The organism is Streptomyces sp. NPDC127595 (assembly GCF_042671685.1).
Taxonomy (GTDB): Bacteria; Actinomycetota; Actinomycetes; order Streptomycetales; family Streptomycetaceae; genus Streptomyces.
Genome location: NZ_JBHXWK010000008.1, coordinates 315,426 through 341,204 on the forward strand (window position 1 = coordinate 315,426; position 25,779 = coordinate 341,204).

Genomic DNA, 25,779 nt, shown 5'->3' on the forward strand with positions numbered 1-25,779 from the left:
AGCCACCCGGGTGCTTATACGGCCCCGCGTTCGACCGGACAGCTCATACAGCGCGGGCCGCCCCTCCCCCGCCCCAGCTCGCTCCCCGGAATCTCGATCACCTCGATGCCCTGCTTGCGCAGATGCGTGTTGGTGGTCGCGTTCCGCTCGTACGCCACCACGACCCCCGGCTCGACGGCGAGGACGTTGCAGCCGTCGTCCCACTGCTCCCGCTCGGCGGCGTGCACGTCCTGGGTGGCGGTGAGGACCCGGATCTCGCTCAGGCCCAGCGCCGCGGCGATCGCGCGGTGCATGTGCTCCGGGGGATGGTCGGTGACCTTCAACTCCTTGTCCCCCACGCCCGGTTCGATGGTGTACGAGCGGAGCATGCCGAGGCCCGCGTACTGCGTGAAGATGTCGCCGTCGACCATGGTCATCACGGTGTCGAGGTGCATGAACGCCCGCCGCTTGGGCATGTCGAGCGCCACGATGGTGCTCGCGGACCCGGCCTCGAACAGCTTGTGCGCGAGCATCTCGACGGCCTGCGGAGTCGTCCGCTCGCTCATACCGATGAGGACCGCGCCGTTGCCGATGACGAGCACGTCACCGCCCTCGATGGTGGAGGGGTAGTCCGCCTGCCCCTCGGACCAGAGGTTGAAGGTCTCGTCACGGAAGAGCGGGTGGTGCCGGTAGATCGCCTCGAAGTGCACGGTCTCGCGCTGCCGCGCCGGCCACCGCATGGCGTTGATGGAGACCCCGTCATAGATCCAGGCGGAGGTGTCCCGGGTGAAGAGGTGGTTGGGCAGCGGGCCGAGCAGGAAGTCGTCGAGGTCCATGACGTGGAAGCGCACGGAGGTCGGCTCCATGTGCGCGTCCAGGTACTCCCGCTTCGTCATGCCGCCGACCAGTGCGGCGGCCAGCTCCGGGGCTGGCAGGGTCTCGAAGGAGGCCCGGAGGTGGTCGGTGGCGAGCGGCCCGTACTCCTTCTCGTCGAAGACCCGGTCCAGGACGAGCGATCTGGCCGCCGGGATCTCCAGGGCCTCGGTCAGCAGGTCACCGAAGAGATGGACGGTGACCCCGCGATCGCGCAGCACGTCCGCGAACCCGTCGTGCTCGGCGCGCGCCCGGCGCACCCACAGCACGTCGTCGAAGAGCAGGGCGTCCTTATTGCTGGGGGTGAGCCTTTTGAGCTCAAGGTCCGGCCGGTGCAGGATGACGCGGCGCAGCGGACCGGCCTCGGAGTCGACATGGAATCCCATGCCTCCATCCTGACCATCCGGACGCGTGTTCACCCGCTGATCGCACCGACCCGCTCCGTTTCATTTCGTCCCCTTGACGATAAGCAAGCCCCTCCATTATCGTCGTGCTGACGAGAACGAACTGGCGAACGACTGTGCGTGTGACTGCACATTCGACTGCACGAATGACTCACGAACGACTGACGAAGGTCGCTGGGGCCGCTGGGCCACTCAGCGACAAGGGGGTTTATCCATGGCCGACATCACCCGCCGTTTCGGCTGGCGCCATCTGCGGGGAGCGCCGACCGCCCATGTCCGGCACCACCGGTCGGGCCGCCTGGTGCACGAGGGTCCCGGACTCAGCTTCTGGTACCGGTCGCTGACCGCCGCGCTCTCCGAAGTCCCGGTCGACGACCGCGAGTTGGCGATGACCTTCCACGCCCGTACGTCCGACTTCCAGGACGTGGCGGTGCAGGCCACCGTCACCTACCGCGTCAGCGACCCGGCGGTCGCGGCCACCCGCCTGGACTTCTCCATCGACCCTGACACGGGCGCCTGGCGTGGCGCGCCTCTGGAACAGCTCGGCTCGCTGCTGACGGAGACGGCCCAGCAGCACGCGCTCGACGTGCTGGCCCGTACGTCGCTGGCCGCCGCCCTGATGGACGGTGTCGCGGCGGTACGGGAACGGATCGCGGGCGGGCTCGACGCGGAACCCCGGCTGCCCGCGACGGGGATCGAGATCGTGGCCGTACGCGTGGTCGCGCTGCGTCCCGAGCCCGAGGTGGAGCGGGCGCTGCGCACCCCCGCCCGCGAGCAGATCCAGCAGGACGCCGACAAGGCGACGTACGAACGCCGTGCCGTCGCGGTCGAGCGGGAGCGTGCCATCGCCGAGAACGAACTCGCCAGTCAGATCGAACTCGCCCGGCGCGAGGAGCAGTTGGTCGACCAGCGGGGCACTAACGCGCGGCGCGAGGCGGAGGAAGTCGCGGCGGCGGACGCGGTGCGCGCCACGGCGGAGGCGGCACGGACGGTCCGCCTCGCGGAGGCGGAGGCCACGCGTGCCGTGCGGCTCGCCAAGGCCGAGGCGGAGGCCGAGCGAGGGCTCGGCGCGGCCCGGGCCGAGGCGCAGGCCGCCTGGCTGCGGGTGCACGCCGACGTCGATGTCGCCACGCTGCACGCCCTGACAGGGTCGCGGCTCGCCGAGAACCTGCCGCGGATCGAGAGTGTCACCGTGTCGCCGGACGTCCTGACGGGTCTGCTCGCCAAGCTGGGCAACGGGGCCTCGGAGGAACCGGCGTGAGTCTCGCGCCACGGGTCGTCCTGGTCCATCGCACCACGGAGTACGAGGAGTTGGTGGCCCGGCACGGCACGCACGGGCAGGCGGCGTTCTTTCTCTCCTCCCGGGGGCGGGACATCGAGGAGGTGGCGGAGCGGAGCCGGCGGACGCGGCGGGCGCTGGCCGAGGTCGCCTCCGACATCCCTCTGACATGGCGTCAAGCGCGGGTGGAGCGCGCCGACTTGGACCGGTTCCTGTTCGCGCCCGAGGACGTCGTGGTCGTCGTCGGGCAGGACGGGCTTGTCGCCAACGTCGCCAAGTACCTGGCGGGGCAGCCCGTTGTGGGGATCGACACCGATCCCGGGCGCAATCCCGGGGTGCTGGTGCGGCATCGGGTCGGCGACGCGGGCGCGTTGATCGCCTCGGCGGTCGCCCGCGGCGGGGTGGCCGACGAACTCACCATGGTCGAGGCCGTCGCCGACGACACCCAGCGGCTGCTGGCGCTGAACGAGATCTATCTCGGGGCGGCCGGGCATCAGACCGTCCGTTACCGCCTGGGGCTCGACGACGACAGGGGTGTCGTCGAGCCCCAGGCTTCGTCCGGGGTGCTGGTGGGGACGGGGACCGGGGCGACGGGGTGGCTGCGGTCGCTGTGGGAGGAGAGGGGTGGTCGGGTTCCGTTGCCCGGGCCCACGGAGGCGCGGCTGCTGTGGTTCGTGCGGGAGGCTTGGCCGTCGCCGGCCACCGGGACGTCGTTGGTGGCGGGGGAACTTGGCGCGGGGGTGGGGCTGCGGCTCACTGTGGAGTCCGACCGGGTCATCGCGTTCGGGGACGGGATGGAGGGGGATGCGTTGGAACTGACGTGGGGGCAGACGGTTCGGGTCGGGATGGCGGGGGCGCGGTTGCGGTTGGTGGGGTGAGGTTTTTTCGCCCCCTCCGCCCCTGCCCATTCCCGTCCCCAGGGGGCTCTGCCCCCTGGACCCCCGCTCCTCAAACGCCGGAGGGGCTGTCTCCAGCCCGTCCGGCGCTTGAGGCCGAGGCCGTCCAGGCCGACAGCGGGGGTCTGGGGGCGGCAGCCCCCCAGAAACGGGACGGGAAGGGGCGGAGGAGGCGAAAAAACCTACAGCCTCGGGTCCACCGGCTCCGACTCCAGCGCCAGGACCCCGAACACCGCCTCGTGGACGCGCCACAGCGGCTCGCCCTCCGCCAGGCGGTCCAGGGCCTCCAGACCCAGTGCGTACTCGCGGATCGCGAGCGACCGCTTGTGGTTGAGGAAGCGGCCGCGCAGGCGGGTGAGGTTCTCCGGGCGGGTGTATTCGGGGCCGTAGATGATCCGGAGGTACTCGCGGCCGCGGCACTTGATGCCGGGCTGGACCAGTCGTCCGTTCCCACTACGGACCAGCGCGGCGAGCGGCTTGACGACCATGCCCTCGCCCCCGCGTCCGGTCATCTCCAGCCACCAGTCGACGCCCGCACGCACGGACTCGGGGTCCCCCGTGTCCACGAACAGCCGCCGCGTCGTCTGAAGCAGCCCGCTCCCGTCGTGCTCGACGAGTCGGTCGAGCAGGGCGAGCTGTTCGTCGTGCGGGAGGCCGGCCAGGCTGCGCCGCTGTACCGCGAGGATCTGGAAGGGGGCGAGGCGCACGCCCTCCAGTCCGTCGGTGGTCCAGCAGTACCGCCGGTAGGCATCGGTGAACGCCGCCGCGTCGGCGGCCCTCTCCCGCTGCTTGTCCAGCAGTTCCCGTACGTCGACGCCTCGCGCGGCCGCCCCTTCGAGCGCGGCCAGCGCGCCGGGGAACACCGCCCCGGACGCGGCGCCCACGGCGGCGTACTGCGTGCGCAGCAGCCCGGACGCCTTGAGCGACCACGGCATCAACTCGGCGTCCAGCAGCACCCAGTCGGTCTCCAGCGACGCCCAGAGCCCCGCCGCGTCCACGGCAGCCCGCAGCCGCCCGAGGATCTCCTCCGTCACCTCGGCGGAGTCGAAGAAGGGGCGCCCGGTGCGGGTGTACAGCGCACCCGTCGGACCCTCCACGCCGAACCGCTCCCGCGCGGCCTCCGCGTCGCGGCACACCAGCACCACCGCACGCGAACCCATGTGCTTCTCCTCGCACACGACCCGCTCGACCCCGTCCTCCTTGTACTGCGCGAAGGCCTCGGCCGGGTGCTCAAGGTAGCCCTCGACGTGCGAGGTCGCGGTCGGTGCCATGGTCGGCGGCAGGTACGGCAGCAGCCGCGGGTCCACGGCGAAGCGGCTCATGACCTCCAGGGCCGCCGCAGCGTTCTCCTCGCGGACCGACACCCGGCCCGCGTGGCGCGTCTCGACGACCCGCCGGCCGTGCACGTCCGCGAGGTCGAGCGGCCGCCCCTCGTGTCCGCCGGGCGCCTCGGAGGCGAGCGGCTTGGCGGGCTCGTACCAGACCTGTTCCGCGGGTACGTCGACGAGCTCGCGCTCGGGCCAGCGCAGCGCGGTGAGCTTGCCGCCGAAGACGGCGCCGGTGTCGAGGCAGATGGTGTTGTTCAGCCAGGTCGCGGTGGGGACGGGGGTGTGGCCGTAGACCACGGCCGCCCGGCCCCGGTAGTCCTCCGCCCACGGGTAGCGCACCGGCAGCCCGAACTCGTCGGTCTCGCCGGTGGTGTCCCCGTACAGCGCGTGCGAGCGCACGCGGCCCGACGTACGGCCGTGGTACTTCTCGGGCAGACCGGCGTGGCAGACGACGAGCCGTCCGCCGTCCAGGACGTAGTGGCTGACGAGCCCGTCGACGAACTCCCGTACGCCTGCGACGAATTCCTCGCTCTCCCCCGCCAACTGCTCGATGGTCTCGGCGAGTCCGTGGGTGTGCTGGACCTGGCGGCCCTTGAGGTGACGGCCGAGCTTGTTCTCGTGGTTGCCGGGCACGCACAGGGCGTTGCCGGAGCCGACCATGGACATCACGCGGCGCAGCACGCCGGGGGTGTCGGGGCCGCGGTCGACGAGGTCGCCGACGAAGACGGCCGTACGACCTTCCGCGTGCACCCCGTCGGCATAGCCGAGCTTGCCCAGCAGGGTCTCCAGCTCCGTGGCGCAGCCGTGGATGTCGCCGATGATGTCGAAGGGGCCGGTGAGGTGGGTGAGGTCGTTGTACCGCTTCTCCGTGCGGATCTCGGCGCTCTCCGCCTCCTCGACGCCCCGCAGGATGTGTACCTTCCTGAATCCCTCGCGCTCCAAGTGGCGCAGGGAACGGCGGAGTTCGCGGGTGTGGCGCTGGATGACGCGGCGCGGCATGTCGGCGCGGTCGACGCGGGCGGCGTTGCGCTGGGCGCAGACCTCCTCGGGCACGTCGAGCACGATGGCGATGGGCAGCACGTCGTACTGCTTGGCGAGTTCGATGAGCTGCTTGCGGCTCTCCTGCTGCACGTTCGTCGCGTCGACGACCGTGCGCCGGCCCGCCGCGAGCCGCTTGCCCGCGATGTAGTGCAGCACGTCGAAGGCGTCGCCGCTGGCGCTCTGGTCGTTCTCGTCGTCGGCGACCAGGCCCCGGCAGAAGTCGCTGGAGATGATCTCGGTCGGCTTGAAGTGCCTGCGGGCGAAGGTGGACTTGCCCGAGCCGGACGCGCCGACCAGAACCACGAGGGAGAGGTCGGTGACGGGCAGGGTGCGCCCCTTGGTGTCGGTCATGCTGCTTTCTCCTCCTTCGCGGTAACAGTGAATGTGGCCATCTGCGTGGGCGGTCCCACCTCGGGGTCATCGGGTCCGACGGACACGAACTCCACGTCGTATCCGTGCCGCCCGGCGACACGCCCCGCCCACGCCCGGAACTCCTCACGCGTCCACTCGAAGCGGTGGTCGCCGTGCCGGGAGTGGCCGGCCGGGAGGGTCTCCCAGCGGACGTTGTACTCGACGTTCGGCGTGGTCACGAGGACGGTCTTGGGGCGTGCGGAGCCGAACACCGCGTACTCCAGGGCGGGCAGCCTGGGCAGGTCGAGGTGCTCGATGACCTCGCTGAGCACCGCCGCGTCATACCCCTTGAGCCGCTTGTCGGTGTACGCGAGCGAGCCCTGGATGAGCTTGACGCGCCCGGCCTGCCGCTCTCCCATGCGGTCCAGCTTGAGCCGCCGCGAGGCGACGGTGAGCGCGCGCATCGACACATCGACACCGACGATCTCGTCGAACCGCGTGTCCTTGAGCAGCGCCTGCACCAACTGGCCCTGTCCGCAGCCGAGATCGAGCACCCGTGCCGCGCCGGACGCGTGCAGTGCGGCGAGGATCGCGTCCCGCCGCTGGACGGCGAGGGACACGGACTTCTCCTCCGTACCGTCCGGGGCTTCCGGGGCTTCCGGGCCTTCCGTCTCCTCGGCGACCGCGTTGTCGATCTCCTCGACCGCGCTGTCGTCGGCCTCGGCGAGCCGTACGAGTTCCAGCCGCTCCATCGCCTCGCGCGTCAGCGACCAACGGCGCGACAGATACCGGCTGGTGATCAGCTTCTGCTCCGGGTGATCGGGCAGCCAGCCCTCACCCGCCCGCAGCAGCTTGTCGACCTCGTCGGAGGAGACCCAGTAGTGCTTGGCGTCGTCGAGCACCGGGAGGAGGACGTAGAGGTGCCGCAGGGCCTCGGACAGGGTCAGCCGCGTCGACTCCAGTACGAGGCGTACGTACCGCGAGTCACCCCACTCGGGGAACTCCGCGTCCAGCGCCACGGCTTCGACCGTCACCGTCCACCCCAGTGGCTCGAACAGCTCCCGTACGAGGTCCGCGCCGCCGCGTGCGGGCAGTGCGGGCACCTCGATACGGAGCGGGAGGGGCAGGGCGGGCAGCTCGGGCCTGGCGTTGCACTGGCCCTTCATCGCGCTGGAGAACACCGCGCTCAGCGCCACGGCGAGCAGCGAGGAGGCCGCGTACGGGCGGTCGTTGACGTACTGCGCGAGCGCGGCGTCGGGCGCTCCGCCGCGGCCCTTGCCCTTGCCGCGCCGGACCAGCGCGACCGCGTCGACCTCGAGGAGCAGCGCGGCCGTGCACCGCTCGACGGACGCCTCGGGGTACACGACGTGAGCCGTGCCGTACGACGTCGAGAACGCCTGTGCGTTGTCGGGATGCTTGTGCAGCAGGTAGCCGAGGTCGGTCGCTGGGCGCTCGGGGGTGCCGGTGGCGGTGATCGTCAGGAACACGGTGGGTTGCCTCGAAACGTCTTCTGAGCTGCGGATACTTACCGTACGGTCCGGTACGGCGCGCAGGCTCAACGTACAGCGAACTCATCTTTCGGGCTCAGGAATATTCCCGTCGCCTGGCGACTCACAGTCGGTGGCCGCGGCACTCCCGCACAGGAATTTTCCCGTCGCCCGGCGACTCACAGTCGGTGGTCGCGGCGTTCCCGCAGCAGCAGCCAGGCCAGGTAGATGCCGCCGGCCACGCCCGTCACCACGCCGACGGGCAGCAGGGCGGAGCCGGTGACGCGCTGGGTGGCCAGATCCGCGGCTGCGACCAGGAGCGCGCCCATCCACGCCGCAGGCAGGACGTTCGGTCCGGCTGTCCTGGTCACCCGGCGGGCCAGTTGTGGCGCGGCCATCGCGACGAACGGGATGGGGCCGGAGGCGGCGACCGCCATCGCGGTCAGCCCGGTCCCCGCGCACAGCAGGAGCAGGCGGCTGCGCTCGGGCGGCACACCGAGCGCGGCGGCCGTGTCGTCGCCCATCTCCAGCATCGTCAGCCGCCGCCCGTACACCAGGACGACCGGGACGAGGAGCACCAGGCCCAGGGCGCCGATGCGGACCTCGTTCCAGTCACGGGCGTTGAGCGAACCGATCATCCAGCCCGCGGCCTGCGCCGCCTTGCCGATCTCGGCGCGCACGTAGAGGAAGCTGGTCGCCGAGCCGAGCACCGCGGAGGCGCCGATGCCGACGAGGACGAGTCGGTATCCGTGCACACCCCGCTTCCAGGCCAGCAGATACACCACGGCGGCCGTGGCGAATCCTCCGGCCACCGCGCCGAGCGCCGTCTGGGGCGCTCCCGCGTCGAAGATCATGATCGCGACGAGCGCACCCGCGGAGGCGCCGTTGCCGAACCCGATGATGTCCGGGCTGCCGAGCGGGTTGCGGGTCAGCGACTGGAAGACCGCGCCCGCCATGCCCATCCCGAAGCCCACCAGGAGTGCCACCAAGGCGCGCGGCAGCCGCAGATCGAGCACGATGAACTCGGCTCCGGGCGGCCCGTTCCCGGCGAGAGTGCGCACGACCTCCACGGGCGAGAGCTGGTACGTGCCGGTGCCGATGGAGAGCACCGTCACGCACCCGGCCAGCACGGCGATGCCGACGCAGACCAGCAGCGCGCGGGTGTCGTACCGCAGGGACCAGCGGCCCGTACGCAGCAGACCGTGCCGCAGGTCGGCGCGGACCGCCACGGAACGGCGCCGCTCGTCCTCGATCAGGGTCACAGCTGGGCCACCTTCCGTTGCCGCACCAGATGGATGAAGAGAATCCCGCCGAGGAACGACGTGACGATGTCGACCTCGATCTCGGACGGCGGCACCACGACCCGCCCTATCACGTCCGAGACGAGCAGTAGCGCCGGCGCGAACACCGCGCAGTACGGCAGCAGCCGGCGCGGGTCGGGACCGGCGAACGCCCGTGCGGCGTGCGGGATCATCAGCCCGATGAAGCCGATCGGCCCGCACACCGCGGTCGCGCCGCCGCACAGCAGCGTGATGGAGACGACCGACAGCACCCGCGTGCGTCTCACCCGGGTGCCCAGTGCCCGGGCATGGTCCTCGCCCAGGGCGAGTGCGCCGAGCGGCCGGGCAAGGGCGAAGGCGAGCAGGGCGCCTGCGAGGAGCAACGGCAGCACGGTGAGCAGGAGTTGGGGGTCGCGCTTGGCGAGCGTGCCGACCGACCAGTGCCGCATGGCGTCCAGGGCGCTCAGGTTCCAGAGCTGGAGCCCGTTGACGTAACCGAAGAGGGCCGCGTTGATGGCGGTTCCGGCGAGGGCGAGGCGGACCGGGGTGGCGAGGCGGCCACCGCCCAGCGCGTTCACGGCAGTTGCGGCGACGGCCGCTCCGGCGAGCGCGAACCACAGGTATCCGGTGAACGAGGTGATGCCGAGGACGCTGATCGCGGTGACGACGGCGGCGGACGCGCCCGCGTTGACGCCCAACAGCCCGGGATCCGCGAGGGGGTTGCGGGTCAGGGTCTGCATGACGCCGCCCGCGATGCCGAGCGCCGCTCCGACGGCGATCCCGATGAGGGTGCGCGGCAGTCTGAGGTCCCGGATGATCGCGTCGTTCTCGGTGCCCGAGGGAGCGAACAGTCCCGACCACACCTCGCCGAGCGGAATCTGCTTGGTGCCCACGGCGAGCGACAGCGCGACCGCCGCGACCAGCAGCACCAGACCGAGCAGCAGGCCGGCCGCCCGCACCGAGGCGCGGCTGCGGCGGCCTTCCTCGACGTACGCCTCCTCGGGTGGCGCGGACGTCGTCGCGGCGCTCATCGCCGTTCTCCCGTGGTCTTGGCGGTTGGCTCCCGGAACCGGCCGGGTTCGTCGGCGACCCCGGCGGTCCCGTGCCGCCACAGCCGCGCGTACGCGCCGTCCGCGTCCAACAGCTCGGCGTGCGTGCCCTGTTCGGCGATGCGGCCGTGGTCGAGGACGACGATGCGGTCGGCGCGGGCCGCGGTCGACATACGGTGGGCCACGACCACGGTGGTACGCCGCCGGGCCGCCCGTTCGCCGGCGAGGGCGACCGTCTGTTCGGTGGCCGGGTCGAGTGAGGCGGTGGCCTCGTCGAGCAACAGCACGGCGGGGTCGACGAGTTCAGCACGGGCGAGGGCGATGAGCTGGCGCTCGCCCGCGGACAGTGACCTGCCGCCCTCGCCGACGGGCTGCCGGAAGCCGTAGGGCTGGGCGGCGATCGCGTCGAGGGCGCCGACGGCGCGGGCCGCCGCCTCCACGTCGGCGTCGGTCGCGGCGGGCCTGCCGTAGCGGATGTTGCCGGCGATGTCGCCGCTGAACAGGTGGGCCTCCTGCGGGACATAGCCGATGAGACGGCGGTAGCCGGACACCGGCCAGCGGCGCAGGTCGGTGCCGTCGACCAGGACGCTGCCCTCGTCGGGGTCGTAGAAGCGGGCGAGCAGTTTGACGACGGTGGACTTGCCCGCGCCGGTGGTGCCGACCAGGGCGACCGTCTCACCGGCGGCGATACGCAGGTCGACCCCGCGCAGGGACGGCCGCTCGGCGCCCGCGTAGGTGTGCCCCGCGCCCCGCAGTTCGACCTCGCCCCTCAGGCGCTCGGGCAGCGGGGCCTCGTCCGCGGCCGTGGGCACCGACGGTGTGATCCGCAGGAGTCCCATGATCCGGCGCAGACCGACGGAGGCCTGCTGATAGCTGTCGAAAGTGAGGGAAAGCTGCTGGATGGGCGAGAAGAACATGCCCAGGTAGAGCATGAACGCGACCAGCACGCCGGACGACAGCTCGCCGGAGGCAACCCGGTGCGCGCCCACCAACAGGACCAGGGCGCGGGAGAGTTCGGCGGTGAGGTTGATGCTGGGGAAGTAGACGGAGGCGTAGCGCTGGGCGCGCAGGCGCGAGGCCTGGTAGGCGTCGGAGAGCTTGTCGAAGTCACGGGCGGCGCCCTGCTCGCGGCCCTGCGCCTGCGAGGTGCGCAGTCCGCTGACGTTCTCCTGGAGCGAGGAGTTCACCTCGCCGATACGGCGGCGCGCCTCGTCGTACGCGGCCGACGACAGCCGCCAGAAAACGTACGTGGCGACGAGGATCAGCGGCAGCAGCGCGAGTGCCGCCAGGGCGAGTGGCGGGTGAACGACGATCATCGCGCATACGGCGCCGGTGATGGTGGCCAGCGAGGCGACGGAGGTGAGCAGGCCGTTCTGGAGGAAGGCGGACAGGGCATCGATGTCGTTGACGACGCGGGTCATGATCTGGCCGCCGCGCTCACGCTCGTAGAAGTCCATGCCGAGGCGCTGGAGATGGGCGAAGCTGCGTACGCGCAGCCCGTACAGGACGCTTTCCCCCGCGCGGCGGGTGACGCGGGCCTGCGTGTTCAGAGCCGCCCAGCTGATGGCGACCGCGGCGGCGGCCAGCAGGACGCACACCGCGAGCACGGCGCCCTCGTCGGCGGACACGCCGTTGTCGAGGCCGTGCCGCACGAGCAGCGGCAGGGCGACGCCGGCCGCGGTGTCCACGGCGAGCAGCGCGAGTCCCAGCAGCAGCGGTCCGCGTACGGGGCGCAGCAGCCGGCGCAGGGTGGGGCGCGGACCGCCGGGTGCGCGCAGCGCCTGCTCGTCGAGGCCGGGCTCGTCGTCCGGGGCGGCGCCGCTGCCGGTGCGGGTGGTCTGGGGCGGCACGGGCCACAGTTCAGGGGTGACGCCGTCCTGCACGGTGACCGGCGCGGGTGCGGCGCGGTCGTCGAGGCTGCCGCCGGGTCCTGCGAGCAGTTCGCGGAACAGGGCGCAGCGTTCGGTGAGTTCGGCCTCGGTGCCGAGGTCGACGAGGCGGCCACCGTCGAGGACGGCGATGCGGTCGGCGAGGGCGAGCGTGGAACGGCGGTGGGCGATCAGGACGGTCGTACGTCCGTCCGTGGCGCTGCGCAGCGCGTCCTGGATGACCGCCTCGGTCGCCGGGTCGACGGCGGACGTCGCGTCGTCGAGGACGAGGACGCGCGGGTCGGTGATCAGGGCACGCGCGAGGGCAACGCGCTGCCGCTGCCCGCCCGACAGCGCCATGCCCCGTTCGCCGACCTCGGTCGCATAGCCGTCGGGCAGCTCGCTGATGAACCCGTGCGCGTCGGCAGCCCGCGCCGCCGCCTCCACCTCGGCGTCGGTCGCGCCGGGGCGGCCGTGCGCGATGTTGTCCCTCACGGAGCAGGAGAAGAGGAAGGGGTCCTCGAAGACGCTGCCTATGGCGGAGCGGAGGGAAGCCAGGCGGACCAGGCGGAGGTCGGTGGCCTCGGCGGGGACGCCGTGTTCGAGGCCGGGCGGGCGGGGGGCCGCGCAGGGATCGCTGTCCGGCGTGGCGGGGAGGCGGGTTGCTGCGCGGGGCGCGCCGTCCGGCATCGCGGTTGCCAGGCGGGGTACGCCATCTGCGGCGCCGGGGAGACGGATTGCTGCGCGGGGTACGCCGTCCGGCATCGCGGTTGCCAGGCGGGGTACGCCATCTGCGGCGCCGGGAAGGCGGGTTGCTGCGCGGGGCGCGCCGTCTGGCATCGCGGTTGCCAGGCGGGGTACGCCATCTGCGGCGCCGGGGAGACGGATTGCTGCACGGGGTACGCCGTCCGGCATCGCGGTTGCCAGGCGGGGTACGCCATCTGCGGCGCCCGGGAGGCGGGTTGCTGCGCGGGGCGCGCCGTCCGGCATCGCGGTTGCCAGGCGGGGTACGCCATCTGCGGCGCCCGGGAGACGGGGTGCTGCGCGGGGTACGCCGTCCGGCATGCCGGGCGTCCCGGTTGCCACGCGGGGTACGCCATCTTGCGCGCCAGGCAACCTGGTTGCCGGGCCGAGCACGTCATCTGCCGTGCTGGGTACGTCGGTTGCCGCGCCCCGTATGCCATCCTCCGTGCAAGGCAGACCGGTTACCTCGCCGCGTACGCCATCCTCCGCGCAAGGCAGACCGGTTACCTCGCCGCGTACGCCATCCTCCGCGCCGGGCAGACCGGTTACCTCGCCGCGTACGCCGCCTGCCGCACCAGGCGTGCCGGTTGTCTCGCCGGGTACGCCCTCCACCCCGCCCCGTACGCCGCCCGCCCCGCCCGGCGCGCCGACGTGGACGCTCCCGGACTGGGGGTCGTAGAAGCGGTTGAGGAGCAGGGACACCGTGGACTTGCCGGAGCCGGGCGGGCCGACGACGGCGAGGGTTTCGCCGGGGTGCACGGTCAGGGAGAGACCGGCGAGGACGGGGTCGCTGGGCGCGTAGCCGAAGGTGACGTCGCGCAGTTCGATCCGCAGCGGGCCGTCGGGGAGATCCGCGGCGTGCGGGTGGTCCGTGATGTCCGGTGTGACGTCGATGAGTTCGTGGACGCGCTCGGAGGCGGCCCGCGCCTGCTGGGCGGTGACGGTGAAGTTGGCGAGGAGCCTGGCCGGGCCCGCCAGCAGCGTCAGATAGCCGGCGAAGGCGAGGAACGTACCGACGTCGATGCTGCCGCGCAGCGCGAGCCAGCCGCCGAGGGCGAGTACGCCGACCTGTCCTGCCGCGGGCAGCGCGGACATGCCCGCGGTGGCCGCGGCCTGGAGGCGGGCGACCACCACCCGACGCGTGAAGAGGGTGCGGGAGGCGCGCGCCATGCGTTCCGTCTCCGCGTCCTCCTGGCCGAAGGCCTTGACCACACGTACGCCGGTGACGGTCTCCTCGACGTGCTCGGCGATCGTGGCGGCCTGTGCCTGCGCGTTCCGGGTGGCGGGCACCAGACGCGTACGGCTGCGGGCCGCGGTGAACGCGAGGGCCGGCAGCACGGCGAGGGCGACCAGCGTGAGCGGCGCGGACAGCCACAGCATCGCGGCGAGAGAGACCGTGAAGAGCGCGGTCACGCCGATCGGGATCGGGAGCATGCCGAGCATGATCTGGATCTGCTGGAGGTCACTGTTCGCGCGCGAGACGACCTGCCCGGTGCGCAACTCGTCCTGTTTGACGCCGTCGTAGCGCTGGACCGACGCGAACACGGCGGTCCGCAGCTGGTGCTGCACGGCGAGTGCGAGCTTGCCGGCGAAGAAGCGGCGGGTGAACTCGGCGCCGAACTGGACGACGGCCAGGGCGCACAGGACGGCGACGAGGACGCCGACCCGGTGGGTGTGCCCGGCCACGGCGTCGTTCACGGCGATCCCCGCGATCAGGGGGCCGAAAGCTTCGAGGCCGGTGCCGAAGACGGAGCCGAGGACGAGGGCGGTCAGGAGGCGGGGGTGGCTGCGGCAGGCCGTGGCGAGCCGCCGTATTCCACCCGGTTGGGGACGCGTTCCGGTGGACATGGACTTAGCTTAGGCTAACCTTACCTTTACTGTTGACGATTCCACCGACAGACCTCCCGCCCGTGTGTGCCCATGTCCAACTCCCCCCGGTGCGCAACTCGTTGAGATGAGGAGACATGCGCGTCCTGTTCGCAGGCCCGCCATTCTTCGGGCTGCTCTATCCCATGGTGTCGCTCGCCCACGCGCTGCGGGCAGCCGGTCATGACGTCCTCGTGGCCACCTGCGGCGCGGCCGTCGGGCACACCGAACGCTCCGGCCTCAACGCCGTCGACTGCGCGCCCGGCATCGACCCCGACGCGCTCTACGCACGGATGGAGAAGGCCAAAGGTGACCGGAAACCGCCCGCGCCGGGTGAGCGCGGGGAGCCGCCGAAGGGCAAGGGATTCTCCTTCTTCAGCGACGAGATGGCCGACACCATGGTCAAGGTCGCCGAGGAGTGGCGGCCCGACCTCGTCGTCCACACTCCGCTCGGCGTGGCCGGACAGCTGGTGGCCGCCCGCCTCGGCGTCCCCTCGGTCCTGCACGCCGTGGGCTTCGGTCACACCGGGGCGCATGTCCGCATGATCAACAACACCCTTGCGCCCGCCTACGAACGGCACGGGCTCAAAGGCCCCGCACCCGTCGCCGCCTGGCTCGACATCGCGCCGCCCAGCATGAGCACCACCGCCGAACCCCGCCGCTGGTTCATGCGGTACGTCCCCTACAACGGCGGCGGCAGGCTGCCCGAGTGGCTCTCCGCAACCCGCAAGCGCCCCCGTGTCACCGTCACCCTCGGCACCGTGCAGCCCGTCGTCGGCGGGGTCTGGCCGGTGAAGTGGGTGGTGGACGCCGCGCGGGAGACCGACGCGGAGTTCGTCCTCGCGCTCGGCGGCGGGGACCTCAGCGCGCTGGGCACGCTGCCCGACAACGTACGGCCCGTGGGCTGGATCCCGCTGGGCCTCCTGCTCGCCCGCAGCGACGCCGTCGTCCACCACGGAGGCTCCGGCACCACCCTGACGGCACTCGACGCCGGGCTGCCGCAGATCGTCCTCGGCGAGGGCGCCGACCGGCCCGCCAACGCCGCCGCGGTGCGGGCCCGCGGCTGCGGCCTCGTACCCGACGGGCCCGGTGACCTCACGGCCGGGCTGATCGACCGCCTCCTGACCGACGACCCTCTGCGCGCCGCCGCCCGGGACACGGCCCGCGAGATGGCCGCGATGCCGAGCCCCGCGGAGACCGTGCCTCGGCTCGTCGAACTCGCCCGCACCCAAGGAGAGTTGCGGTGACCGCGCGAGTGGCCGGCCCCGCCCCGGCACCGCCCGACCCCCGGACCGGCGTCACACCGCCCGGCCCTCAGACCGACCCCCGGACCGGCGCGCGTCCGGTGCGCATCACCGGACCGCGCGTCGCACGCCTCGTGACCGACCTGGGCGCGACCGACGACGGCCAACACGAGCTCCTGACAACGGAGTTCTGGGCCGAAGTGGTGCGCCTCGGGACCCCTCTCATCGAGGAACTGGCGGACGAACCCGGCCACCGCGCCGTCACCTTCCTGTGGCGCGGTGACCGGGCGACCCGACAAGTGCTGCTGCTCGGCAACCGCATCATCGACCGCGAGAACCTCGCGGGCTCCTTGCTGGAGCGCGTCCCCGGCACCGATGTCTGGCACCTGGGCCTGCGGCTGCGCTCCGACCATGCCGGCTCCTACCGCATGGCCGCCGACATCTCGGCCGAGGAACCACCCAAGGACGCGGACGAACTCCAGCAGCGACTGCGGTCGTTGTCCGGGCACGCCGCACCCGACCCGCTGAACCGGCACGCCATGCCGACCCGTTGGCACCCGGCCGACAGCTCGGTCTTCGCGCTGCCCAACTCCCCCGCGCAGCCTTGGGCGGGGCGACACGGCACCGTCCCGGCCGGGCGTGTCGAGCAGCACCGGGTAACCGCCACCGCGCTCGGCGCCGATCGCGACGTGTGGGTGTACCTGCCGCCGGGCCACGAACAGCGCGGCGCAGGCGGCCGGAACAGGGCTACGGGCTCCGGCGGCGCGGACCCGCTGCCCGTCCTCGTACTGTGCGACGGCGACATGTGGTTCGGCCGGCTCGGACTCGGACGCACGCTCGACGCGTTGATCGCCGACGGTGCGCTGCCGCCACTCGCCGTGCTTTCACCCGACGCCGTGGACCGGCACACCCGCTGGAACGAACTGGGCGGACGCGAGGAGTTCGTCTCCTTCCTCACGGACGAACTGCTGCCCTGGGCGGCCGGCCGTTGGCCACTGACCGCGGACCCGGGACGGACCGTCGTCGCGGGCCAGAGCCTGGGCGCCCTTACCGCACTGTTCGCCGCTCACCTGCGGCCCGACCGGTTCGGCAACGTGCTCGCCCAGTCGGCCTCCCTGTGGTGGCGGCCCGGCCTGCCACCGGGCGTGCCCAAGTCGGCGGTCGCCGGCATCCCCTGGGTCATCGGTCTCTACACCGAAGCGGGCCCCCGGCCCATCACGATCCACCTGGACGTCGGACTGCACGAGGGGCTCATGGTCGACCACAGCCGTGTCGTCCACGAGTCCCTGACCTCTGCGGGCTACCGGATGACCTTCAACGAGTACAACGGCGGCCACGACTACGCCTGTTGGCACAGCGCCTTGGCCGACGGCCTGGTGCGGCTGCTGGGTCCAGGTCTCCGCTGACCTGGCCCGGCCCCAAGACCCACCCCCCGCACAACCCAGCAACTCCCTTTCAACTCCCGTTGCCCCCCAAGGAGCTTACGCAGATGTCCTCCACCCGAGCCTCCCGCAGAGCGGTCCTGACCTCGGCTGCCGCCGTCATCACGGGAGCATTGCTCCTGACCGCCTGTGGCAGTGACGACAGCAGCACCGCCGCCGCGGACTCGAGCGCGTCGGCCACCCGCACGATCACCGACGCCCAGGGCCGCAAGGTCAAGGTGCCCGCCGATCCGCAGAAGGTCGTCACGCTCAGCGAGCCCACGCTGGACGCCGCGCTCGCCCTCGGTGTCGAGCCCGTCGGCGCCACGGCGGGGCGGGGCCAGACGGGGGTGTCCACCTATCTCGCCGACAAGGCCTCGAAGTCCGAGGTCGTCGCCACCGTCGCAGAGGCCGACATGGAGAAGCTGGCCACGCTCCAGCCCGACCTCATCCTGCTCGACGAGACGACCGGCGCGAAGCGCGAACTCGCCAAGCTCCAGGCCATCGCGCCGACCGTGGTCACCGCCAAGCTCAACGAGGACTGGAAGGTGGCATTTGCGGCCACGGCCGACGCCCTGAACAAGAAGGAACAGGGCGAGAAGATACTGACCGGCTTCGACGCGGACGTCGCCGCCACGAAGGAGAAGCTCGGCGCCAACGCCGGCGCGGTCGTCAGCGTCATCCGCTGGCAGGACAGTGCCCCCTCCGTCGTCGGCAAGGGCAAGGGCCACGTGGGTTCCACCCTCTCCGCGCTGGGCCTCGACCGGCCGACCGACCAGCAGGGCGAGAGCAGCGGACACAGCGAGCCGGTCAGCCTGGAGAAGCTCACCACCATCGACGGTGACTGGCTCTTCTTCGGCACCCTCGCCGACAAGGCCGACGGCGAGAAGGCGTACGCCGAGGCCCGGAAGGTTCCCAACTTCAGCAAGCTGGCGGCCGAGAAGCAGGGCCACGTGGTGGTCATCCAGGGTTCGGCGTGGAACAGCGCGGGCGGCCCGCTGGCGGCCCGGATCGTCCTCGACGACGTGACAACGGCACTCGCGGGCTGAGCGTCGGGCCTCAACTCACCGACCTCGGTGAGCCGGTGGGCGGCGCACTCATGGAGCGCGCCGCCCGCGCCGACGCCCGGCACCGGGCACCCGGCCCGAACGGGGCACCCGGCCCGAACTGGGCTCCCGAACTACGCCAGCTGCGACTGGACTTTCGCCGAGATCAGTTCGAGGTGGTCCAGGTCGTCGAGATCGAGGATCTGGAGGTAGATCCGCCGGGACCCGATCGCCGCGTACCGGCCGATCTTCTCGACGACCTCGTCCGGGGTGCCGGCCAGACCGTTGGCCTTCAGCTCGTCGACCTCACGGCCGATCGCGGCGGCACGGCGGGCGACCTCCGCGTCGTCCTTGCCGACACAGGCCACGAGCGCATTGGAGTACGTGATCTCCTCGCCCTTGCGCCCGGCCTGCTCCGCCACGGCACGCACCCGGCCGAACTGGCGCTCGCTGTCCTCGACCGACGCGAACGGCATGTTGAACTCGTCGGCGTACTGGGCGGCGAGCCGCGGGGTGCGGACCGCGCCGTGGCCGCCGATGAGGACAGGCACCTTCGCCTGGGCGGGCTTGGGCAGGGCGGGCGAGTCGGTGAGGTCGTAGTACGTGCCGTGGTGGCTGAAGGTCTTGCCGGGCTCGGTCGCCCAGAGCCCGGTGACGATCGCGAGCTGCTCCTCCAGGCGCGCGAACTTCTCCTTCGGGAACGGGATGCCGTACGCCTTGTGCTCCTCCTCGAACCAGCCCGCGCCCAGGCCCAGTTCCACCCTGCCGCCGGACATCTGGTCGACCTGCGCGACCTGGATCGCGAGAACGCCGGGCAGCCGGAAGGTGCCGGCGGTCATCAGCGTGCCGAGCCGGATGCGCTTGGTCTCACGGGCGAGCCCGGCGAGGGTGATCCAGGCGTCGGTCGGGCCCGGGAGGCCGTCCGACGAGCCCATGGGGAGATAGTGGTCGGAGCGGAAGAAGGCGTCGAAGCCGAGGTCTTCAGTGGCCTTGGCGACCGCGAGAAGGGTGTCGTAGGTCGCGCCCTGCTGGGGCTCGGTGAAGATTCGAAGATCCATGCCTCCATCCTGCACGGTCGCGTACCGGTCAACCCATCGGTCCCACCGGGGTACTCCTGTCCCCGGTCGGGTGAAATCCGTCAACCCCGCGTGTGGCGCGTCTCCGCGCCAGTGACCCGGCTCGGTGATGATCGTTGGCTCGGGCGGAGCCGGACTGCCCGGCACCGTCGCCGGCGGTCGCCGGGGCGTCACCCGCACCGGTCCCTGTCGGGGCCACGGGCCGAGGAGGCCGTCATGTCCCAAGACGCAGTTCCACAGCAGGTGGTGTCCGCGCAGCCGAAAGGGCTGCTCCAGCAGATGGAGGAGCTGATGGCGGCGCTCAACGCCGATCTGTCCCAACTGGACGCGGATCTCTCGGGGGCCCGGCCCGCTCTCGCGGAGGAGGGCGACCGCGGCTGACCTCGGGGGGCGTTTTTCGCCCCCTCCGCCCCTACCTGTCCCGTACCTGGGGGCTGCCGCCCCCAGACCCCCGCATCGCGCTGAACGCGCTCGTCCTCAAACGCCGGACGGGCTGAAAACCTCTTGCGCCGGCCGGAGCTGAAGGGCCTTCACCCCGCCGCCGTGTCCTGCACCGTCAGTCGTCTCAGCATCTCCAGCACCCGGTCCCGGGACTCGTCCGCCGCGTCGATGGCCTCCATGCACTGCCAGTAGGTCGCCTGGTCGTCCGACGCGCAGGCGATCCCCACGAGGGCGATCCCGACCTCGCCCAGGAGACAGCCCAGGCAGACGAGTGCCTCGCGGGCGTCGCCCAACTCGGTGAGCCGGGCGGCCCGTAAGGCGCCGACACCGAGGGCGTGAGTGCCGAGAACTCCGCAGCCCCGGCCCGCCAGCTCGGTCAGTCCCAGGGCCTCGCCCCGGAGTTCGGGTGGTCCCGAGACGGCGAACCGGCTGCCTATCGCCTGGGCCAGCGCATGCGCCTGCCACGCCTCTTCCATCACCTCCGGGGTCTCGCCGGTCCCCGCCAGGGCACGCCTGCTCGCCACGATGAGCCGCACCGCCTCCATGCGCTGTCCCCGTCTGTCCCGACGCGCTCACCGCACGTCCACTCGAACCCCGCCGTCCACTACCCAGAGTGAGCTGATGCGGGACGAAAAGCCAGAGGAAGACCGAAATCTGTGGACACGGAGTTGGGCGTGGACAACTCAGAAACTCCGTAGCGTGACAATCCCGCAGGCTATCCGAACCAATCGGACTGCAGCCCGGGTTGGTTACGGCTCCTCCGGCGCCGGGAACCTCCGCTCGTTCCGGTCGATCTTCGCGTCGAGCGCCGCGAGCGGGTCGATGCCCAGCACCTCGCAGAACTGCAGCAGATAGGCCAGCACGTCCGCGACCTCGTCGGTGACGCGGTGGGCGGTGTCCGCGTCGTCCATCACCCGGGCCGACTCCTCAGGCGTCAGCCACTGAAAGATCTCGACCAGTTCGGACGCCTCGACGCTCAGCGCGGCGACGAGGTTCTTGGGGGTGTGGTATGGTTGCCAGTTCCGCACGGCCGCGAACTCGGCCAGGCGGCGCTGCAGTTTCCCCACGTCCAGTTCACTCACAGCTCACGTCCAACTTCCGTTGAGGGCCTGCAACTCGCCTACAACTCCACCACCGTCACACCAGGCACTCCATACCCCCAGGAGGCATCGCTCACCGTGCCGACCAGCCGGATGTGCCCACGCTCACACATCCGTGCCGCCAGCCGCACCAGCTCCCCCGTCTGCCGGGCGTCCAGACAGCGGTCGAGGCCGTCGGCCAGGACGGTCAGCGTCTGGAGGGCCGCGGGCACCTCACCGGCCTGGTCGACCGCCAGGACGCCCGGTCCGGTGAGCAGCACCAGGGCCAGCGCCAGATACCTCAACTCGCCGTCCCCGAGCAGCCCCAGCTCCGTACGAAAGCCGTCGCCGCGGTCGAGGAACGCTCGGATCGTGCCGTCGCGCAGGGGCTCGCCCAGTACGTCGGTGACGCGGCCCGCGCATCCGGAATCGACCGCGGTGACAAGCTGCGCGTGCCGTCGCCCGCACTCCACGCGGGTACGCCACAGCACTTCGGCGAGGTTGTCGCAGCCGCGCAGCAGCAGACCGGAGCCGACCGGGACGGGGGCGCGCATCAGCCGGGGGCTCGGGTCGCAGGCGAAGACGGACCGCAGCGCGAGGACCATCTGTTCGGCGGCGGCGAGGACTTGGCGCTCGCCGTCCGTCCGGCCCGAGACGCGCAGCGGCAGGAGTGCGGTGCCGAGTCGGTCGTCGGGGAGCGGGCCCCGGGTCACGGCGGAGGAGCCCCCGGTGTGCCAGGCGGCCTGGACCACGGGGCGCCCCGGGTCCCGTAGCGCCGTCTCCAGCAGGGTCAGGCCGCCCGCCGTCAACCGCTCGCCCACGATGCGCAGTTCGGGCTCGGCCTGTACGGCGAGGTCGAGGCGGACGGGACCCTCGGGGCCGTTGACGGTGCAGCCGATCCGGAAGCCGCGCCGTTGCTGGGCGTCGGGCCGGGCGCGCTCGGGCACGCAGGTGACCGGGGCCGGGAACACGTCTCCGAGCTCGGCGCCGCTGCCGAGCCGGGCCAGCGCCTCGTACGCCCGCAGGGCACTGGTCTTGCCGCTGCCGCTCGGCCCGGCGACGAGGGTGAGCGGTCCGAGCGGGAACCGGACGCGCCGGTGCGCGGCGAAGGCGGCGAGGCGCAGCTCGGCGACGCCCGGACGGTCGGGGCGCACCTCCGCCACGGCAGGGGCTTCCAGGGAGGGCAGGGTCATATCCGGACGGTAGGCCTCCGCCGTCAGGCGAACCGTTCCGCCTCGGGAACCTTCCTACGATCGGGGGACGGGTCACCGACCGACCCCCAAGGCGCGTGCCGGGAACCTCGGGTCATGCCCCAGGAATCCGCGCTCCCTCCATCAGCCCCTGAACCTCGGTCCCCGGCGGCGTCAGCAGGAACACGTTCTTGTCGACGCGGTGCATGCCGCTCGCAAGCCCGAAGACCACGCCGGTGCTGAAGTCCAGTACCCGCTTGGCGACTTCGGTCTCCGCGCCGGTCAGGTCCAGGAGGACGGGTATGCCCGCCATCAGGGTCTCCGCGACCTCACGCGCGTCCGCGAACACGTTGATCCGCAGCACCATGAAGCGGCGGCGCGCCTCCGTCGGGGCCTCGGGTATCGACCGGTGATCGACTGCCGAGGGCCAGGCGTCCCGGCCTCGCAACGGAACTACCTGGGCGAGCCCCTCCCACTGTTCGTCGGTGGCGTCGTGGCCGTTCACAGGTCCACCCCGTCCTGGCTCGCACTCGTTGTCTGCACCGGGCAATTCTTACGCATGGTCACCCGTTCGGCCCAACAGCGACACGGTCCGCGACACGTCCGCGAGCGCCGGGCGGGCGACATGGCGGACATAATGGCTCGAACCTGCCACCCCGCACAGCAATCGAGGCGTTCCTCATGAGTCTGAGCATCCGCAATCAACTCCCCGGCACCGTCGCCTCCGTCACCCCGGGTGAGGTGATGGCGACGGTGAAGGTACATCTCGACGGCGGTCAGGACCTCACGGCGGCCGTCACCCTGGAGGCCGTCGAGGACCTGGGACTGACCACGGGTTCCGCGGTCCGCGCGCTGATCAAGTCGACGGAGGTGTCGCTGGCCACCGGCCCGGTGAGCGGGGTCAGCATCCGCAACCAGCTCCCCGGCACGGTCAGCGACGTCGCCACCGGGGGCGCCATGGCCCGCGTGAAGGTCGACGTCGCGGGCGGCGAACTGACCTCCGCGATCACCAAGGACGCGGTCACGGAACTCGGCCTGGCCACCGGTTCCCCGGTCGTGGCGCTGATCAAGGCGACCGAGGTGTCGCTCTCGAACGCCTGACGGCGACTTCCCCTCTTACTTGCCTCACACCGGAATCTTCACCTCTGGTCGTACGCCGCTCACCTGCGCGAATTAGCCTCCGGATCCGTGCACTTGGCAGAGACGAGGCCGTCGCCGACCGTCGGACGGGACCTCACAAGGAGGGCGCCGGACGACGCGCCCACGCAGTGGCACCGCGTCCTGACACTGCTCGCCGACATCAGCCTCTTCGTCGGTACGCGCCCGGTGTGGACGCAGGCCGCGAGCCACCGCCTGGCCGTGGCCGCGGTCGTCTCGCTCTGCTACGCCTCGATCCTGGCGACCGGCGTCCTGACCCTGGTCGTACGCCGGCGCCGTACGCTCGCCCGCCTCGACACCTGCGTCCTGGTGACCGCCGTGACGCTCGCCCTGTGCGCGTACGCCATGAACCACGGCGGCAGCGACGAGGCCGTGCTGACCACGCGGGCCGCGCATGAGTTCCTCGCCGGTCACCAGGTCTACGGGCGGCCCTGGCCCTCGCTGTTCGGTCACGGCATCGCCCTCACCCCGACGATGACGGGCGGCTACGACTACACGTACGGCTATCCGCCACTGACCCTGATGCTCACCGCACCGCTGCTGTGGATCGGTCACGGCGCTGCCCCGACGGTGCTGGTCAGCACCTTGGCACTGGTCGTGGGCACGGTCGTGCTGTGGCGGCTGCTGCCGGTGCCGTGGCGTTCCGCGGCCACGCTGGTCTGCCTGGGTCTCGGTCTGCTGCCGATGTACGCCCGGCTCGGCTATCCGGCGGTCGTCGCGCTCGCCCTGCTCATCCCGGTGGTGACCGGCTGGCCCCGGATGGGCGGCGGCGGGCGGGGCGACTGGGCGCGGGCGGTCTGTCTGGGCGCGGCCTGCGCGGCTCAGCAACTGCCCTGGTTCCTGGCGCCGTTCCTGCTGGCCGGGGTGTACGCGCTGCGCCGTGGCCAGCTGGGCCCCCGTGCCGCGGCGGCCGCCGTGGGCCGGATCGTGGGCGTGGCCGCGCTGACCTGGCTGCTGGTCAACGCGTACTTCATCGTGAGCGAGCCGCGCGCCTGGCTCGCGGGTATCGCGCTCCCCCTCACCCAGGGCGCGGACCTGCACGGCCAGGGCCTGGCCGGTATCTCGCTCTACCTCACCAACGGCAGCGGACGCCTGGTCTGGTACTCCCACGCGAGCCTGCTCCTGGCCGCCGGCCTGCTGGCCCTGTTCGTGCTCTTCGTACGGCGTCTGGGCCCGGCGGCGACCGTCCTGCCCTGGTGCGCCTTCTATCTGGCGACCCGCTCGCAGGACGGCTACTACCTGCTGATGACCCCGTTGTGGCTGGCCGCGGCCGTCACCGCGCCCCCGCAGTCCTTCAGCACCGCGTGGCAGCCCCGCCCGGCCTTCCTGCGCGGCCCGCACCGGCGCGCCGCCCGGGTGGCCACGGCCCTTCTCCTGCTGGCCCCGTCGATGGCGGCGGCGACCCTGGCGGCGACGGGCTCACCGCCCCTGCGGATGCAGGTCGTCGGCGCACGACGCTCCGTCAGCGCCCTCGCCGAACTCACCGTCCGCGCGCGCAATTCGGGCGGCTCCGCCCTGCGCCCCCACTTCACCCTCACCACGGGCCAGGGCATGAGCCGCTACTGGTCCATCGTGTCCGGCCCCACCGACCTCCCCGCCCACGCCTCGGCACAGTACGAACTCCTGCCGCCCGACGGCAGTTTCGCCCTCCCCCGCGCCGGTACGCGCATCCGCATACGGGCCGTCTCGGCATCGCCGATGACCTTGTCGAGCGCGGACGTGCACCTGCCTGCCGTCAGGACCGGCCAAGGCTGACGGATCGCCTCACCGCCGGTTCAGTCGCTGCCCGTGCCTGTTCGCCGGGTACGCGCGCGTGTTGGAATGCTGCGATGTCCGACTTCACCAACAGCACAGGCGCCGCGTTCGTCGCGGGCGGCACGGGCGGTATCGGCGCGGCGGTCGTACGGACGCTCGCCGAGCGGGGCAGCGACGTGGCGTTCACGTATCGCGCCAGCCAGGCCGCTGCCGACGCCCTCGCCGGTGAGGTGAAGGCGTACGGGCGCCAAGTCCTGTCCCTGCGGCTCGACTTGACCGACGAGTCGGCCACGGCGGGAGCGGTGTCCGAGGCCGCCTCGGCGTTCGGCGGCATCCACACCCTGGTGTACGCGGCGGGCCCGCACGTGCCGATGGTGCATCTGAGCAAGGTCACGCCGAGCCGGTACCGCGCCCAACTCGACGCGGACGCGGGGGCGTTCTTCAACCTGGTCCATGCCGTGCTGCCGAGACTGCGGGAGAGCCGGGGCAGCATCGTCGCCGTCACCACCGTGGCCACCCGCCGGTTCCCTGTCCGGGACGGGCTCTCGTCGGGCACGAAGGGCGCTGTCGAGGCGGTCGCACGGGCGCTGGCCGCCGAGGAGGGGCGGTACGGGGTGCGCGTGAACTGCGTCGGCCCCGGCATGCTGACCGACGGCATCGCCGCCCGCCTGATCAGTTCCGGCGAACTCGACGAGGCGGCACTGGAGATCACCCGGCGCAACATCCCCCTGCGCCGGTTCGGCGACGCGACCGACATCGCCGAGGCGGTCGCGTTCCTGGCGTCCGACCGGGCCGGCTTCATCACCGGGCAGGCGCTGGGCGTGGACGGCGGGTACAGCGTCTAGCTTCCGGGAACCGGTGTGCGCGGCTCACCCTGCGTGTTCACCGCGTCCGGGGCGAGGCAGCGTCGCCGGCACAAGGCGT

20 protein-coding genes are annotated in these 25,779 nt (G+C 72.0%); 9 read left to right on the forward strand and 11 right to left on the reverse strand.

Going from position 1 to position 25,779, the window contains the following annotated elements; translation table 11 throughout:
* Positions 1-14: 14 nt before the first annotated feature.
* Complete coding sequence (locus ACFVKT_RS26225; protein WP_385735524.1) at positions 15-1,238, reverse strand: arginine deiminase; 1,224 nt, start codon at positions 1,236-1,238, stop codon at positions 15-17.
* Positions 1,239-1,470: 232 nt separating this feature from the next.
* Here ACFVKT_RS26225 and ACFVKT_RS26230 point away from each other — a divergent pair, with 232 nt between their 5' ends.
* Both ACFVKT_RS26230 and ACFVKT_RS26235 read left to right on the forward strand, forming a co-directional pair.
* Positions 1,471-2,517 carry an SPFH domain-containing protein gene (locus tag ACFVKT_RS26230; RefSeq protein WP_385735526.1) on the forward strand — a complete coding sequence of 349 codons (1,047 nt, stop codon included), beginning with the start codon at positions 1,471-1,473 and terminating at the stop codon, positions 2,515-2,517.
* On the forward strand, positions 2,514-3,413 hold the full coding sequence (locus tag ACFVKT_RS26235; RefSeq protein ID WP_385735528.1) for a hypothetical protein: 900 nt from the start codon (positions 2,514-2,516) through the stop codon (positions 3,411-3,413). Before ACFVKT_RS26230 ends, ACFVKT_RS26235 begins: the two co-directional genes overlap by 4 nt.
* 200 nt (positions 3,414-3,613) lie before the next feature.
* On the opposite strand, the gene ACFVKT_RS26240 is transcribed toward ACFVKT_RS26235, so the two are convergent.
* The 5 genes from ACFVKT_RS26240 to ACFVKT_RS26260 form a co-directional block, all read right to left on the reverse strand.
* Positions 3,614-6,151 carry a polynucleotide kinase-phosphatase gene (locus ACFVKT_RS26240; protein WP_385735530.1) on the reverse strand — a complete coding sequence of 846 codons (2,538 nt, stop codon included), beginning with the start codon at positions 6,149-6,151 and terminating at the stop codon, positions 3,614-3,616.
* On the reverse strand, positions 6,148-7,638 hold the full coding sequence (locus tag ACFVKT_RS26245; protein ID WP_385735532.1) for a 3' terminal RNA ribose 2'-O-methyltransferase Hen1: 1,491 nt from the start codon (positions 7,636-7,638) through the stop codon (positions 6,148-6,150). The genes ACFVKT_RS26240 and ACFVKT_RS26245 overlap by 4 nt, the downstream gene beginning before the upstream one ends.
* Before the next feature lie 179 nt (positions 7,639-7,817).
* Positions 7,818-8,894, reverse strand: a complete 1,077-nt coding sequence (locus tag ACFVKT_RS26250) for a FecCD family ABC transporter permease (protein ID WP_385735708.1) — start codon at positions 8,892-8,894, stop codon at positions 7,818-7,820.
* 2 nt (positions 8,895-8,896) lie between these two features.
* On the reverse strand, positions 8,897-9,949 hold the full coding sequence (locus ACFVKT_RS26255) for a FecCD family ABC transporter permease (protein WP_385735534.1): 1,053 nt from the start codon (positions 9,947-9,949) through the stop codon (positions 8,897-8,899).
* Positions 9,946-14,427: an ABC transporter transmembrane domain-containing protein gene (locus tag ACFVKT_RS26260; protein ID WP_385735536.1), complete on the reverse strand. Its 4,482-nt coding sequence runs from the start codon at positions 14,425-14,427 to the stop codon at positions 9,946-9,948. Before ACFVKT_RS26260 ends, ACFVKT_RS26255 begins: the two co-directional genes overlap by 4 nt.
* Before the next feature lie 116 nt (positions 14,428-14,543).
* Here ACFVKT_RS26260 and ACFVKT_RS26265 point away from each other — a divergent pair, with 116 nt between their 5' ends.
* From ACFVKT_RS26265 to ACFVKT_RS26275, 3 genes are all read left to right on the forward strand, one after another.
* On the forward strand, positions 14,544-15,692 hold the full coding sequence (locus ACFVKT_RS26265) for a nucleotide disphospho-sugar-binding domain-containing protein (RefSeq protein WP_385735538.1): 1,149 nt from the start codon (positions 14,544-14,546) through the stop codon (positions 15,690-15,692).
* On the forward strand, positions 15,689-17,095 hold the full coding sequence (fes, locus tag ACFVKT_RS26270) for an enterochelin esterase (protein WP_385735540.1): 1,407 nt from the start codon (positions 15,689-15,691) through the stop codon (positions 17,093-17,095). Before ACFVKT_RS26265 ends, fes begins: the two co-directional genes overlap by 4 nt.
* An 83-nt stretch (positions 17,096-17,178) precedes the next feature.
* Complete coding sequence (locus tag ACFVKT_RS26275) at positions 17,179-18,159, forward strand: ABC transporter substrate-binding protein (protein ID WP_385735542.1); 981 nt, start codon at positions 17,179-17,181, stop codon at positions 18,157-18,159.
* Between the two features lie 131 nt (positions 18,160-18,290).
* Here the strand turns inward: ACFVKT_RS26275 and ACFVKT_RS26280 are convergent, their stop codons facing one another.
* Positions 18,291-19,214 (reverse strand): LLM class F420-dependent oxidoreductase, encoded by a 924-nt coding sequence (locus ACFVKT_RS26280; protein WP_385735544.1) that lies wholly within the window; start codon positions 19,212-19,214, stop codon positions 18,291-18,293.
* A gap of 234 nt (positions 19,215-19,448) precedes the next feature.
* Here ACFVKT_RS26280 and ACFVKT_RS26285 point away from each other — a divergent pair, with 234 nt between their 5' ends.
* On the forward strand, positions 19,449-19,613 hold the full coding sequence (locus tag ACFVKT_RS26285) for a hypothetical protein (RefSeq protein WP_385735546.1): 165 nt from the start codon (positions 19,449-19,451) through the stop codon (positions 19,611-19,613).
* Between the two features lie 149 nt (positions 19,614-19,762).
* Here ACFVKT_RS26285 and ACFVKT_RS26290 read toward each other — a convergent pair whose 3' ends face one another.
* The 4 genes from ACFVKT_RS26290 to ACFVKT_RS26305 all read right to left on the reverse strand — a co-directional run bounded on the left by ACFVKT_RS26290 (position 19,763) and on the right by ACFVKT_RS26305 (position 22,447).
* Positions 19,763-20,218 (reverse strand): DUF6099 family protein, encoded by a 456-nt coding sequence (locus ACFVKT_RS26290; RefSeq protein ID WP_385735548.1) that lies wholly within the window; start codon positions 20,216-20,218, stop codon positions 19,763-19,765.
* 204 nt (positions 20,219-20,422) lie between these two features.
* The gene (locus ACFVKT_RS26295) at positions 20,423-20,755 is read right to left on the reverse strand and encodes a nucleotide pyrophosphohydrolase (RefSeq protein WP_385735550.1); all 333 of its coding nucleotides are present in this window, start codon (positions 20,753-20,755) and stop codon (positions 20,423-20,425) included.
* A gap of 38 nt (positions 20,756-20,793) precedes the next feature.
* Positions 20,794-21,945, reverse strand: coding sequence for an AAA family ATPase (locus ACFVKT_RS26300; RefSeq protein WP_385735552.1), 1,152 nt, complete (start codon positions 21,943-21,945; stop codon positions 20,794-20,796).
* A gap of 112 nt (positions 21,946-22,057) precedes the next feature.
* Positions 22,058-22,447 (reverse strand): cell division protein SepF, encoded by a 390-nt coding sequence (locus tag ACFVKT_RS26305; RefSeq protein WP_385735554.1) that lies wholly within the window; start codon positions 22,445-22,447, stop codon positions 22,058-22,060.
* Positions 22,448-22,623: 176 nt separating this feature from the next.
* On the opposite strand from ACFVKT_RS26305, the gene ACFVKT_RS26310 reads away from it, so the two are divergent.
* From ACFVKT_RS26310 to ACFVKT_RS26320, 3 genes are all read left to right on the forward strand, one after another.
* Positions 22,624-23,043: a molybdopterin-binding protein gene (locus tag ACFVKT_RS26310; protein WP_385735556.1), complete on the forward strand. Its 420-nt coding sequence runs from the start codon at positions 22,624-22,626 to the stop codon at positions 23,041-23,043.
* A 93-nt stretch (positions 23,044-23,136) separates the two neighbouring features.
* Positions 23,137-24,855 (forward strand): hypothetical protein, encoded by a 1,719-nt coding sequence (locus ACFVKT_RS26315; protein ID WP_385735709.1) that lies wholly within the window; start codon positions 23,137-23,139, stop codon positions 24,853-24,855.
* A 74-nt stretch (positions 24,856-24,929) separates the two neighbouring features.
* Positions 24,930-25,700: an SDR family NAD(P)-dependent oxidoreductase gene (locus ACFVKT_RS26320; protein WP_385735558.1), complete on the forward strand. Its 771-nt coding sequence runs from the start codon at positions 24,930-24,932 to the stop codon at positions 25,698-25,700.
* Positions 25,701-25,779: the final 79 nt, after the last annotated feature.

Coding starts and splice junctions, on each gene's coding strand:
- ACFVKT_RS26225 (WP_385735524.1), bottom strand. CDS start 1,238: ATGGGATTCCATGTCGACTCCGAGGCCGGTCCGCTGCGCCGCGTCATC.
- ACFVKT_RS26230 (WP_385735526.1), top strand. CDS start 1,471: ATGGCCGACATCACCCGCCGTTTCGGCTGGCGCCATCTGCGGGGAGCG.
- ACFVKT_RS26240 (WP_385735530.1), bottom strand. CDS start 6,151: ATGACCGACACCAAGGGGCGCACCCTGCCCGTCACCGACCTCTCCCTC.
- ACFVKT_RS26255 (WP_385735534.1), bottom strand. CDS start 9,949: ATGAGCGCCGCGACGACGTCCGCGCCACCCGAGGAGGCGTACGTCGAG.
- ACFVKT_RS26260 (WP_385735536.1), bottom strand. CDS start 14,427: ATGTCCACCGGAACGCGTCCCCAACCGGGTGGAATACGGCGGCTCGCC.
- ACFVKT_RS26265 (WP_385735538.1), top strand. CDS start 14,544: ATGCGCGTCCTGTTCGCAGGCCCGCCATTCTTCGGGCTGCTCTATCCC.
- ACFVKT_RS26275 (WP_385735542.1), top strand. CDS start 17,179: ATGTCCTCCACCCGAGCCTCCCGCAGAGCGGTCCTGACCTCGGCTGCC.
- ACFVKT_RS26280 (WP_385735544.1), bottom strand. CDS start 19,214: ATGGATCTTCGAATCTTCACCGAGCCCCAGCAGGGCGCGACCTACGAC.
- ACFVKT_RS26285 (WP_385735546.1), top strand. CDS start 19,449: ATGTCCCAAGACGCAGTTCCACAGCAGGTGGTGTCCGCGCAGCCGAAA.
- ACFVKT_RS26290 (WP_385735548.1), bottom strand. CDS start 20,218: ATGGAGGCGGTGCGGCTCATCGTGGCGAGCAGGCGTGCCCTGGCGGGG.
- ACFVKT_RS26300 (WP_385735552.1), bottom strand. CDS start 21,945: ATGACCCTGCCCTCCCTGGAAGCCCCTGCCGTGGCGGAGGTGCGCCCC.
- ACFVKT_RS26310 (WP_385735556.1), top strand. CDS start 22,624: ATGAGTCTGAGCATCCGCAATCAACTCCCCGGCACCGTCGCCTCCGTC.
- ACFVKT_RS26320 (WP_385735558.1), top strand. CDS start 24,930: ATGTCCGACTTCACCAACAGCACAGGCGCCGCGTTCGTCGCGGGCGGC.